The organism is Moraxella sp. K127 (assembly GCF_015223095.1).
GTDB lineage: Bacteria > Pseudomonadota > Gammaproteobacteria > Pseudomonadales > Moraxellaceae > Moraxella.
The window spans coordinates 26,594-39,052 of sequence record NZ_JADFBZ010000010.1; the positions used below are offsets into that span (position 1 = coordinate 26,594).

Genomic DNA, 12,459 nt, shown 5'->3' on the forward strand with positions numbered 1-12,459 from the left:
TTACATCTTTCTATGGGATGATAATGAGTATTAACACCTATTAAAGAAAAATACTTCCCATTATGCTCTAAAAAACAGAGATATACCCATCGATAACAAGCTCTAACTGACCTAAATATCTTTTATACAGTTCGTCCAATATTTCTTGGGATTTTTGATGGTCTTGAACAACCAAGTTGATGGTTTCTATCATTGCCATTTTATCATCGTCGGATAAAGTATGCGTTCTTTTCTTATCTTTTTCTGTTTCATGACGCATGTAATATTGTAAATAGTGAACCATGCCATGACTTCTACCGATATAAAGATAGCTGTTTAATTCGTTAAACTGCATGATGTGAACTTTATTTTCTTTTACAACCCAACGACTTAGATCGTCTGTATGTTTATCCAAAGATACTTCAAAACGGGTCAAGAATTCATCAAAAGACATCAGTTTAACTTTTCTGTCATGAGGTATGCCAATATGCGAGGGCGGGGGAAGATAATTGTATTTTACCTGCCATTCTGGTTTGCAATATGTCTTACCGTAATAATCTGCTGACTCATAAGGCGGTGCTGAAAAAGCAGTTGTATGGATAAAGGCAAATAAAGTGGCGATAAAGTATTTCATCATACACTCAACAAACCACAAAATCACCACACCCCCCATGTTCCAAAACAACTCATCTAAATCATCAGTCATCCAGCCTTGTCTTAAAAACTTAGCTTGACTCCATTTATACTCAATGGGGTTTAAGTCAGGAGAGTAAGGGGGTAAGAACAATAAACAATGTCCATGTCTGTTTAATAGCTTTTGGATTCTTTTGTTTTTGTGAAAAGGAGCATTGTCCATGACAATCACACACTTTTGCTTTAATTTTGGAATTAAGGTGTGTTTTAACCAATCATAAACGGTTTGGGTGTTGGTGTGGTGTTTGTAATAAGACAAAGCAAACAACTGATTGTGATACAAAGCACCGATGACATTAACCCTTAACCTGCTGTTTTGGTAGTTATGATGCAAAATACTAGGCTGACCAATAGGAGCATACCCATAAGGACGATAAGTGTGTATTTGAAACCCTGACTCATCCATGTAGATGATGGGATAGCCTTGCTCTTGATAGACAGTAAGTTTATCTAAATACTCTAACTGCTTGTTGATGTCTGACTTAGGGTGTACTCTTTTGTTTTTTTACGAGTAATGCCCAATCTTTTAAAGCTTTGTAAATGCCCATGTCAGTACAACCAAAACGTCTTGCTCGCTCATACAGGTAATCATAAGGGTAGTCTTCTACATCTTTGAGTAATGCTTCATCATCTATCTTTTTAGGCTTTACGTCTTTTGTTGGTTTAATCTCTATGTTTTGTTGCCAGTTTTGTAAGGACGAGTAGAGACATTAAGTAAAGATGCTACCTTGCGATAAGACATGCCTTTGTCATTGATGAGTGCCAAAGCTTTTTTGCGAAAGTCTAGGGAGTGGGTCATGGTATTTAGAGTCTCTGTTTAATGGATGTTAGGGTATTGTAGCATATTTTGGGTTTGGGGGGTGTATCACAAAATACTAAGAATGTAAGCTTATAAAGAATTATCAGGTACATCAAGCCAACGGTCCCATCAGCACCATGATTTTTATCAAACCACCCTAAAATCATTATCAAGCATCGCCCAATGCTTGGTTAATATCTCTTTGTGTATTTGTGCCATTGGCAAGTCGTCTAATGCACCCTTCCAAGTATCTCTGGCGATTTGCATTACTTCTATCAGTTGTGGTTTGACACTTCGCCAAGGCACGTCCGCTTTTTTTGCCCAATGTTCAAAATGAGCCATATTGACTTGATACCAGTGCTTAGTACTATCAAGATTGAGTGAAAAGCTGGTTTCATTGGGTAGATACACTTTGGTACTAACCAAATCATAGGCTGATGATAACACAGGATTTATGCCATCTTTATAAATCACGCTCCAATTTTTTAGATGAGCATCACCATTGGCAATTAAGATATTTACCAAGATTCGTCTGGCAAGCTGATTAACATCGGACAAGCCGTGTTCGCTAAATTGATACAGGATTTTAGCAAGACTGGCATAATTACCACCGTTATATTTTTCATGGGGGTATTTGACAAGAATTTGGGCAAAATCTTCGCTATGTACCCGTCTGACACTACCATCGGCTAGGGTTTGCCTATCAAATCGCCGTATGGCATAAGCCAGTGGTGGATTATATATATCTACCATATCATCATTGAATATGGTAGTATCTGCAATACCAGTCAGTGATGAGATGGGTGTAAGCTTGATTGGTGGGATTTCTATTTTTGCAAGTTCTGCCAGTCGCATCATGCTGTATTCATTTTCGGGGACAAAAGGGTGTGATTGCGATGGTGTCTTAACAATCCAGTTGCCAAGCGTGGATTCTTGACCAACCAAGGGCAGTGTAAACCGCTCGCCTGTGTGAGTCATCACCTGACGCATGGAGAATTTGGTCTGCACGCCCGCCAAAGAAAAGGGGTGAGATAGACCGCTGTCTTTAATGGGTATATCACCATGACTGTCTTGCTGTGGAGCTATATTGACATCATCTTTGGTCAATCCTAGATGATGAATGATGAAGTTAGGCACTTGTTGTATGTTGATTGGAATGGCGGTAATGGCTCCTGGTAGGTCTTGTCCTAAATGCTTTAATAATAAAAACTCATTGTCAATATGTACTTTTAGGCTTTGGGCAAGCAGTTTCCTTAACGTACCTTCTGGCAATAGATTGGACAGTACAGGGTGCAGTCTTTGCCATCTCACCCAAGGTGTGCTAAGTAGTTTTTGATGATTTGCAAAGTTTTTGTGTGTGGTCAGACTAAACGTCGCTCTATTTTCGTCATGAATATAATCAGGGCTAAAATACAGGCGATTTTGCCCTTGTGATAGGCTCACAAGATAGCCCACTGTCTGCTCATGCAATCTAATCTCTAAAAAATCCAAAGCATTCATGAGTCAAGTATTCCTTGCCAAGGGTCTTGGGTTGGGTCATCTTGTGGTATGTTTGACGCAGTTGGTGTGGTTGGTGATGGATTTTTTGGGGTGAGTGTTAGCTCGCAGTTCAACCCGTCAGCAATCAGTAGCAAGGTCTCCAAAGTGGGGTTACCACTTTTTTCAATGTTTTGATATTGTTGTCTTGATAAGCCTGTTCTACCAAACATGTCTTTTTGCTTTAACCCCAAGGCAAGACGGCGAGATTTTATCTGTTTTCTAAAATTATCAAGTGTGTTCATGGGTGTTTTGGTGTTGTAAAAGCAACATATTAACTGCTTTTTTACAAAAAAGCAATATTTGGGTTTCTTTTAAATGCTGTATAAACTGACTTTTAGTAAATTTTAGTTAGTATCTATACTTTCACCAAACCCATACACAAGCAACAAATGGCACACATATTTCATGATGGCAGACGCAGGCTCATCTGGAGCGGGTTTGCCTTTGGCGTTGGGTCTGATGGTACTGACAGCATAGCCATTATAATCGGCTTTGTGGGTAATTTGTCCTTCAAAGTTTTTTAGCTCTTTTAAAAGTCTTTTGGTCGGTTTTTGTGTGGCGTCATGGTTGCACTCTGAGCAAGTATTTTCATTGCTTGATTGTTTGGGTGTTAACTGGCAGATGTTAATACGCCAATATTTGCTTGGCAGAATGGCTGTGGCAATCTTTAAATAAAACAAGCAGTCATCTTTGTGTTTAAATCGAAAGCTAATCTGTGATTTATTGCTACTTACCTTGGTATAAAAAAGTCCCACAAAACGCTCCATCTCTTGAATACCTTGTTCTGTTTGGCAATGGTTTTTTGATGTTGTCAAAGCATAAGAGGTCAATGCTGTTAGTTGAAATGATACACTTGGCTGTTCTCGTGTAACTTCTTGATGATATCCAAGGCTTTTTCTTCGCCATAACCAAAATGAGATTTTAAGCTACAAAATATATGATAATACTCCCCTCGTAAATCGGTAGCAAATATACCTGGATCATCAGAACCTAGAACTATACGCATTCTTGCATCACCGTCGACTGCCCTGCCCTTGATGTGAAGCCATCTAAAAATATGATGCTCATGTAATGATTTATAGTGACTGATTCGAACATTGCTTGTAGGTAAGCTCTCTATCACTATTTTTTTATCAGCAATGGATTTTTGGATGCATTGTTGTAATTTTAATAACTGCTTGGCACTAAAATCCATGTTGGTTTGAAATAGTAAATCTCTTCTAGCTCTTACGATGTCATTAAACCAAGTAATGTGGGCGAGTCGCAAAGCTTTTGTGTTGAGCGTTCTTAAATGCAGATATTCTTTTTCATATAATTGATGATTTTCTTTGTTTAAAAATATACTGACCTTTTCAGGGTCTAGATATCTATATGTGTAAGCCAAATAAATTAGATTGAGATTCAAATGGGTTGCACCAATATCATTACCTTGGTCATCGGTAATATAAATACCATCATAAATCTCAGCATATAATTGGTATATATGATTTTCTAATTCGAGTAGATTAAAGCCTTTGAGATGATGAGATAATATCATTTGCCAAACAAACAAAAGATTGTCCAGCCAGTCTCCTTTTTTTAGAATCAACCCTTCGGGCGTATTGTTTAACCATAATTTTGGCGATATGCCAATGGCAGTGGCATGACCTATTCTATCACCATTTTGTAGGGGTAAAAACTCAATCGCCTCATGAATGGCTCTAATTCCCCCAATGAGATGTTCAAAATCCTCTCCAGCATGATAAGTAAAGTGTTTAATGCCCTGATGACGACAGTACCGAAAAACAGGAGCTAACACCTCAGGAGGTGTTTCTAATTCATTAGAGGCGGCATCAACTGCTTGTAAAATACGACGGAGTTTTGGGTAAGTTTGCACTAACATGATGAGCAGATGAGCTTTTAGCCATAAATCTTTACGAAGTTCGGCAAATTCATAATTCTCCTTTTTTGTTTTGGGTTTTTTGATGAAGTGAGCGATTAGATATAGCTTGGTTGGCTGGTCGATGACTTTATCAATCAATGTCGCCAAGTCATCTGCATCAATCTCATTTTGGTTGTGATTGATGGCGTTGCTATATTCTAAAAATCCAGTGAGTATTCTTTTGATGATATCAATATTTTTATTGATGGTTGCTTTGGGTGCAAATCGTCCCTCAATAACTGCCATATCTCCATTTTGCTGATGATAAGGTCCGTGAAGTTGAAAAAATCTGTCAGTGTATTTTTGCTCAACCAATTCCCGAGCTTCATCATCAGCAAGTTTTTGAAAGTTATCAAAACCATACTGGTCATCTCTTTGTACAAATAATCGTTGCATGGCATTCATGCATACTATATACAACAAATAAGCAATATCGCCATATTCATGCTTGGGGTGCTTCATTAGTTTTTGCTGTATTTGAATATGCCAATGCAACTCTTTGATGTAACTATCATAGGCGGAGATGTCAAGCAAGCCATCTTTGATAACAGCATCATTAAAATCTACACCAAATTGGACTTGCTCATATTTAAAATAACCTGCATGCGTTATTTCACCATCTGTAATAATTGTTGAGATATTTTTTTGAATGTTTTTGGTCTCATCATCATGACCATCTCGCCAAGCCAGTAGATATTCTCTAAGGTGTCTTGCTAGCACGATGAGTTTGTGATAATCCATTGGGCTTTTTAGGTAGGGGTGAGTGGCGTAGAGTAATTTAACCCTTTTACTGCTGTGATGGCTTTTTTGCAGGTTGTGGATAAATGCCTTTGGACGCAATAAAGCATCATACCAGTTGTGTTCAAATGAGGAGGTGCCATTTAAATGCATGTGGGTTTCATACAACTTGAACCGCTGGATAAAGTTATCCAACAAAGGCTCATCTGGTGTCAGATAAGGGCGATATCCTAGCCTGTCTTTGAGTAGGTGCAATAGGTCAAAAGTATCAGCAATGGCAGATTCGTAGGTGAAGTTGGCGATTTTATTTGCCAAAACTGGCAAAGCGGTATGATTGGATAAATAAGTCTGCCATTCATCAAATAAATGTGTCTTGATGGATGTCTTATCGCCAACATCAAAATAATAAGTGGCAATAGAGCTGAGTGTTGTTAAGCTCCAACTGCTAGTATTTTCATATTGATGCCTAAACTGATTCCAATAACCATAAAATACATGGTCTGGCTGTGTATGGTTACGTTGATACCAAGAGGTGTATACTGTTTCATACATTCGCTCCTCCAGTCCGATATCATCCAAAGGTGTTAGTCTATCAAAGTCCTGCAAATACGACTGCAAGATTTGATAGATTTCGTTATGAGAGAGTAGATAAGGCGAAAAATGTGGCATGATAATTACCTATGCTTGCAAGATAGGTAATGCACTAATGTAATGCATGTCAATAATTTGAAGAGAGTCATTGTCTGATATAAAACATTCCTTCCAGCCCTTATCAGCCAGCAATGCTTTGACTGTCTCTTTGATAGCGGTGGATTCTCTCCATTTGGATTCGGCAGTTTCATCAAAACTATGTAGGGGGTGAATTAAAAATGGTATAAGCAAAGGACAGGTCATTAAGCCGTAAGTTAAGGGTAGTTTTTCTTTTAATCCTTTCATCCATTCAAATTCTTCAATAGGTAAGCCTAACTTGGCATGCATCTTTGAACTAATGCTAGTGTCTTTGAGGACAGACCCTATTCTTTTTAGGCTCTCTTCAAATTTATCCAAAGTGGTACTAACGTTTTGTGCGGTAAGCAACACTTTATGAATTCCTTCATCCGCCTTGCGAGATGTTAAAAAGCGACTCTCTTCAATCATAACCGCATTAATGATTGCCACGATATGTATCGTCATCAGTTCATGTAGTAAAATGCCAAAACCGCCATTAATGTTTTTTCTCTGATTTTCTTTGGAATCAAAAAACCCTTTTTTTCGCAAATCTTCCGAAACACGGCTTAAGGAATAAAACACCCTAGTCCAGACCTTGCCTTGCAATACAGAAGAAATGCCTTGGATATTTAGTTTATCCATCTCGCCCTTCCAATTCCAAAGCATGTCAATAATCTCTTTATATAAATCTTTATTTGATGTATTTAGATTTAAATTATTATTTTCTTCATCAGTGTCAATATCCTCCATCCCATCTGCTTTACCCATGAAAGTAGGTGAGCTATAAGTGGGTATCTCTAAGCGTTGATAAAAGGTTTTCTCAAAAGAGCTTTCATCTTTGGCATTTAATAACTCAGCAATAAATGCCAGTAGGGTATAGCAGGATATATGGTCATGCACCCCTCGGGATGTCATAATGGCATGCCCTGAGACGCGGCAAGTAATGATAGAAAGGGCTGTAGCTAAGATATTATTATTCTTATCCACATCATCTTTGACTACCAATAAATTTTCTGCTGTTTGAGATAAGCGTGATAAAGTACCTGAATTATCTATATACTCCACTCCATTTATAGGGGGATTGCTTTTCATGCCTTTGAGGTATTCTTTTAATTCAGTTTTGCTTTTTCTGCGGATTCTTATCACGCCCGATTTTACCGCAAGACCACTGGTAATATCGTTTAAAATAATGGGCGAATAGTGAGCAGCAACACTATAAATATCATCCTTGTTTGATAGTCCGATATAGTTAATATAATCCTTAATATTCTCGCTTTTGTCATGGTCGGGTACATAGTTTACCAATATATTGCAAGGTGCACTTGTTGCGAGCATCATGGCTAACATACCACCCAACTTGGAAGAATTTTTATTGGTAGAGTTATAATTGGCAAGCAAGGTAGATAAGATGAGCTGGCATGCGTTAAACATGTCATGGTTGGTGTCAGGGCGAGCATAAAAACCAGTTTCTAACTCTCCATATTTGGCGTACAACTCAACCATGGTTTTACCAATGCCATTAATGGCAGGATTGGGCTTGTAAAGCAAATCCATGTCAAACTTTTCGGTAAATAGCTCGTTATAAAACACGTTTGCAAATGCCTCTAGTAAGGCTGTTGGGCTAACATGGTTTTTGGGGTCTTGGGCATCTGCCAAGATTTTTGACAGCTGTATTACTGAGCGAATGGGTTGCTGTAATACAAAATCAACACATTTATCCGCCTCCTTTTTTATCAAAAACAGTCCCTGTTGAAATATATTCACCCAAAAATCCCTAAGAGATTTTTCGGTATTGTTGTTAGGTAGATTTGGATGTTTTAATTTGATGTCAATTGCTTCTTTGTCATTGAGTAGACTGTATAAATCTTTGAGTTTTAATCGTTGCTGGGCGGGTAGGACTTTTAGTAGATACTGCTGAGTTAGGTGTATTGCCATGTCAGATTTTGATTCTAGATGCAGCATTTGTTTTTCGTCTGCTTTTCCTAGGCTTTCTAATTTCTTTTGGTGAACGATGGTATTATATAGGTTCTCATCACCTGTTAATAATACACACACTCGTGGATGAGTAATAATAGAGCGAATATTTTCAAGAACCTCATAAGCTTCCTTGGTTTCTGTATCAACATCATCAATGGCAATGATGAGTAGCTCCGCCCCTAGGATGTCTATCACTTTATTAATGTAGTCATAAAACCTTTCTTCTAGCACCTGCCCATGCTTTGATTCTTTGAGTGCCTGATGTAAGAACCACTGTGCATCATGGGCAGGATTGGGCTGGTGATTTGTTAGTAGTTTTAAGCCCTCAGACATTGCTTGTAGGCTTTCGCGATATTCTTGGCGTTTTTTGTCGTCAGAACAGTATTTAAATTTCTCTTCTGTCGCCATGTTGATTTTTACAATAATATCTATCAAGATATGTTGATGAGTATGCGTAATGGTTGGGTCGATAAATGCAATGGGTAGTATGCGACTTTGATTGCTCTGTTGATTTTGTGGTTCAAGATAGTGGTTTAAGACAGATTTGAGAAAAGTGGTTTTGCCCGCACCTCTTTTACCATGGATAAAAATGGTGTTATTCACCATCTGTTTGGAAAGTTGTTTTTCTAAATGGGAGATTGCGGCTTGATCTCTTTGAGTGTTAGAACGCTCTAAGATATTCTTGAGTAAAGCATCTAGTCGCTCAAAGGCTTGCTGATGAACAATGGCGTCCCTATCAACAAGCGGAACACTGCTTGTCTGTGTTAGGTCAATGGTAATAGATGTGGCGTTTGTCATGGTTTTCTCCTTAGTGTACACATAAAAATCTGTCAGAATTTTAGCATGATTGTGTGCTTAATGGTAGGGTTTTTTAAAATTGTATGTACTGTGCCTTCAACAATAAATAGGATTTATAAATGACCGCATTTACACACTTAAATACAATCCAACACATCAAACCATCAATAAGCACTATCTCACCACCCGATACACACTCGATGTCAAAAATTCAATCTCTTGTATGTCATGACTGACGTACAACATAGGAATGTTCATCGTTTTGATGTCTTGGAAAAATGGCAGAATCTCTTGTTTGTGTTCACTGTCTAGGGCGGACAATGGCTCGTCCATGAGTAGTAGATTGGGAGAGTATAACAACGCCCGTCCGAGTGCCACTCGCTGTTTTTCACCGCCTGAGAGTTTGGCAGGCAGACGCTTGGTCAGATGTCCGAGCTTTAATAGGCTGATGATGTCATCAGGATGGAAGCGGCGGGCAGACTTTTCACGGTGCCGATAGCCGAACAGCAGGTTGTCCATTACGCTCTTGTGGGGGAACAGTTGCCCATCTTGGAATACCAAACCGACCAGTCGGTCTTGGATGGGTAGGTTAATATTGGCTTGTTTGTCAAACCATGTTGTGCCATTGACTCTGATGTGTCCTGATGTGGGTGTGATAATCCCTGCAAAGGCATGTAGAATACTGGTCTTGCCCGTACCACTCGCCCCGAACAGTCCCACGATGTTGTCATCAAAACAAAACTTTGGCGATAGGGTGATTTTGCCCAGTTTTAGGGTGACATCACAGTCAAAGGTGGGTTTGTCATGGCTATTCATTGCTACACCTTTTGTTTTTGCTGGCGATGATACCACTGCGAGAAAAATAACGCCACAAATGCCACACCGACCGAGAACGCCATCAGTCGCATGATGGCGACATCGCTGTCAGCCTGTTGCAGTAAGCTGTACATGGCAAGGGGCAGTGTGCGTGTCTCGCCTGCGACGTTGCCTACGAACGTGATGGTCGCCCCAAACTCGCCCAAACTGCGACAAAAGCCCAAAATCGCCCCAACGACGATACCGCTTGCTGACAAAGGTAGGGTCACTTTAAAAAATGTACCAATCCTACTGGCTCCCAGACTTTTGGCGACCCATTCTAGGCGTGTATCAATCATCTCAAAGGCAAGGCGTGATGACTGCACCATCAAAGGAAAGCCCATGACCGCACTGGCAAGCACTGCCCCTTTCCAATTAAAGGCAAATTCAAGTCCCAAGCTACTCAAATGCTTGCCAATCACGCCTTGATTGCCAAATAGAACAAGCAGTACATAACCAGGGACGACAGGTGGCAGGACAAGGGGAAGATACACCAAGGTCTCCACAAGCGACTTGCCCCAAAACTGTGAGCGTGCCAAAAAATAACCCATCATGATGGCAGGGATGAGATTGATGAGCAAGCAGGATAGGGCGATTTTGACCGATAAGCTGATGACTTCAAGCTCATCGGGGCTGAGTGACAATAACATGGCAAATGATGATGGCAATGATGGTAATGATGGCGACATTATAAAGCAAAATGGGCAATCTGACCACTAATGTCCTTTAACGCCCATTTGTAAGTGGTGTTCGCAGGTATGATTTATTTTAATGGGGTAAATCCATATTTTTCAAAAACTGCTTTGGCATCGTTGGATTGTAAAAATTGATAAAATCGCTTGGCATCGCTGTTATTGGGACGGACAAGTCCCGCAGGATAAATGATGGGCGTGTGACTGTTAGTGGGAAAAGTCGCCACGGTCTTTACCGCTTGGGTGCTGATGGCGTCAGTGGCGTAGACGATACCAAGTGGACATTCGCCACGGGCAACAAAATTTAAGGCGACACGCACGTCTTCGGTCTCGACCAGTCTTGGTTTGATACTCTGCCACCACGTCATGTGCGTGAGTGCTTCTTTGGCGTATTTGCCAACGGGGACACTGACGGTGTTGCCTGTGCAGAGCTTGCCTGTAAAACTGCCAGTGATATTAAAATTTTGGCTCATCGTGACTTTGACGGGGTTTTTGGCAGGGCTAATCATCACCAAGCGATTGCCTAGCAAATGCGTGGTGTTGGCAGGACTGATGAGATTTTTTCTATTAAGATAAGTCATCCATGCCACGTCCGCCGAGATAAATACATCTGCCTTACCGCCTTGTTCTATCTGCTTGGCAAGCGTGCCTGATGACGCATAAGAAGTCTTTACTTTGGTGCGGTATTTTGTCTCATACATCGCATTAAGCTCGCCCATGACATCGGTCAAGCTGGCTGCTGCATAGACGGTCACGTCAGCATGAGCAACGGGCAGGTTTAGCATGAGTGTAGATAATAGGGGTAGGGTCAAAGATTCCATAAAGGACACCAAAACAACCATTAAAAAATTGACATCAGTTAAGAAAAAGCATGATGGCATGATTGTATAACAAAATCACACCCCAGCCCATTGCCCGAAAGTGGTAAGTTCGCCAATATTTAGCCAATCTTCTTGTCAATCTTTGCCAATAACGCTCGCAGTAGGGCGTATTCTTTTTGGTCAAGTTGCAGGCGAGAAGATAGGCGGGATAAGCGTTTGGGCAGGTCTTTTAGCTCATCATCTCGGGCGAGATTGAGCTTGATGAGTAGGCTTGTGATGGCGTCATCAAGTCCCATCTTTTGGGCGTGAGTGATGGCAGGTTCATCCCATTCGGTGCGATGATGGATGTCAAGCTGGTATCTAAGATTGTGCTGATTATAATGGGTGTCATCTTTGGTTTTGTCGCTGTTTTGCTCATCAAAATAAGCATAGAGTGTGCTTGTGATGACTTGCACAGCACTTGCCACGTTAAGTACAGGGTAGGCAGGGTTGGCAGGGATTTGTACATGATAATCCGCCAGTGCCAGCTCGTCATTGGTCAGCCCCCTGTCTTCACGCCCAAAAACCAAGGCGACGGTCGCATGGGGGTTTTTAGCCAAAAAATCATGGCACAGCACCGCACACTTGTTTGGTGTGATGACAGGCTTGGGCAGATGGCGAGTGCGTGCCGATGCCATGATAATCAAGGCATGTGGCGATAGGGCAGACTCGATGGTGTCGGCGATGATGGCATTATCTAGGACGGACGTGCCACCAGCGGCATTGGCGTGACTGGTCTCATCAATGGGCAGGCGGGGAGCGACCACGGTTAAATGGGACAGTCCCATGGTGTGCATGGCACGAGCTGCCGAGCCGATATTGGCAGGCAGGGTTGTATTAACCATGATGGTGTGAATGCGGTTTAGGGGGGGGGTGTTTGGCATGTCAATTCAACTAAAT

The 12,459-nt window shown here is 40.7% G+C and carries 11 protein-coding genes and 1 pseudogene; all 12 read right to left on the reverse strand.

The genetic code is table 11. The features are described from left to right. Window positions 1–67: 67 nt before the first annotated feature. Window positions 68–1,162: pseudogene (locus IM753_RS03575) on the reverse strand (IS630 family transposase); the annotation flags it as partial. Further along, window positions 1,155–1,346: an IS630 transposase-related protein gene (locus IM753_RS12945; protein WP_370582818.1), complete on the reverse strand. Its 192-nt coding sequence runs from the start codon at window positions 1,344–1,346 to the stop codon at window positions 1,155–1,157. The gene IM753_RS12945 and the pseudogene IM753_RS03575, both read right to left, overlap by 8 nt. Then, complete coding sequence (locus IM753_RS13225) at window positions 1,343–1,471, reverse strand: hypothetical protein (RefSeq protein WP_255518630.1); 129 nt, start codon at window positions 1,469–1,471, stop codon at window positions 1,343–1,345. Before IM753_RS13225 ends, IM753_RS12945 begins: the two co-directional genes overlap by 4 nt. Before the next feature lie 147 nt (window positions 1,472–1,618). Then, a complete protein-coding gene (locus IM753_RS03585; protein ID WP_065274038.1) occupies window positions 1,619–2,971 on the reverse strand; it encodes a type II toxin-antitoxin system HipA family toxin in 1,353 nt (450 codons plus the stop codon). Continuing rightward, complete coding sequence (locus tag IM753_RS03590) at window positions 2,968–3,252, reverse strand: helix-turn-helix domain-containing protein (protein WP_065256184.1); 285 nt, start codon at window positions 3,250–3,252, stop codon at window positions 2,968–2,970. Before IM753_RS03590 ends, IM753_RS03585 begins: the two co-directional genes overlap by 4 nt. A gap of 102 nt (window positions 3,253–3,354) precedes the next feature. Next, window positions 3,355–3,825, reverse strand: a complete 471-nt coding sequence (locus IM753_RS03595) for a hypothetical protein (protein WP_156065139.1) — start codon at window positions 3,823–3,825, stop codon at window positions 3,355–3,357. A 20-nt stretch (window positions 3,826–3,845) separates the two neighbouring features. Then, window positions 3,846–6,338, reverse strand: a complete 2,493-nt coding sequence (locus IM753_RS03600) for a hypothetical protein (protein ID WP_065256186.1) — start codon at window positions 6,336–6,338, stop codon at window positions 3,846–3,848. Between the two features lie 9 nt (window positions 6,339–6,347). Further along, window positions 6,348–9,152 carry a P-loop NTPase fold protein gene (locus IM753_RS03605; protein WP_194108687.1) on the reverse strand — a complete coding sequence of 935 codons (2,805 nt, stop codon included), beginning with the start codon at window positions 9,150–9,152 and terminating at the stop codon, window positions 6,348–6,350. A gap of 174 nt (window positions 9,153–9,326) precedes the next feature. Then, window positions 9,327–9,968, reverse strand: coding sequence for an ATP-binding cassette domain-containing protein (locus tag IM753_RS03610; RefSeq protein WP_065256188.1), 642 nt, complete (start codon window positions 9,966–9,968; stop codon window positions 9,327–9,329). A 2-nt stretch (window positions 9,969–9,970) separates the two neighbouring features. Continuing rightward, window positions 9,971–10,657: a molybdate ABC transporter permease subunit gene (modB, locus tag IM753_RS03615; RefSeq protein ID WP_065256191.1), complete on the reverse strand. Its 687-nt coding sequence runs from the start codon at window positions 10,655–10,657 to the stop codon at window positions 9,971–9,973. 113 nt (window positions 10,658–10,770) lie between these two features. Further along, window positions 10,771–11,520: a molybdate ABC transporter substrate-binding protein gene (gene modA / locus IM753_RS03620; protein WP_227713063.1), complete on the reverse strand. Its 750-nt coding sequence runs from the start codon at window positions 11,518–11,520 to the stop codon at window positions 10,771–10,773. A gap of 119 nt (window positions 11,521–11,639) precedes the next feature. After that, window positions 11,640–12,443 carry an RNA methyltransferase gene (locus IM753_RS03625; RefSeq protein WP_194108688.1) on the reverse strand — a complete coding sequence of 268 codons (804 nt, stop codon included), beginning with the start codon at window positions 12,441–12,443 and terminating at the stop codon, window positions 11,640–11,642. Window positions 12,444–12,459 lie beyond the last annotated feature (16 nt).

Bases quoted from the DNA above. Each gene is read 5' to 3' on its own strand.
- IM753_RS13225 (WP_255518630.1), bottom strand. From the start codon at position 1,471: ATGACCCACTCCCTAGACTTTCGCAAAAAAGCTTTGGCACTCATCAAT.
- IM753_RS03585 (WP_065274038.1), bottom strand. From the start codon at position 2,971: ATGAATGCTTTGGATTTTTTAGAGATTAGATTGCATGAGCAGACAGTG.
- IM753_RS03590 (WP_065256184.1), bottom strand. From the start codon at position 3,252: ATGAACACACTTGATAATTTTAGAAAACAGATAAAATCTCGCCGTCTT.
- IM753_RS03600 (WP_065256186.1), bottom strand. From the start codon at position 6,338: ATGCCACATTTTTCGCCTTATCTACTCTCTCATAACGAAATCTATCAA.
- IM753_RS03605 (WP_194108687.1), bottom strand. From the start codon at position 9,152: ATGACAAACGCCACATCTATTACCATTGACCTAACACAGACAAGCAGT.
- IM753_RS03610 (WP_065256188.1), bottom strand. From the start codon at position 9,968: ATGAATAGCCATGACAAACCCACCTTTGACTGTGATGTCACCCTAAAA.
- modB (WP_065256191.1), bottom strand. From the start codon at position 10,657: ATGTTATTGTCACTCAGCCCCGATGAGCTTGAAGTCATCAGCTTATCG.
- modA (WP_227713063.1), bottom strand. From the start codon at position 11,520: ATGGAATCTTTGACCCTACCCCTATTATCTACACTCATGCTAAACCTG.
- IM753_RS03625 (WP_194108688.1), bottom strand. From the start codon at position 12,443: ATGCCAAACACCCCCCCCCTAAACCGCATTCACACCATCATGGTTAAT.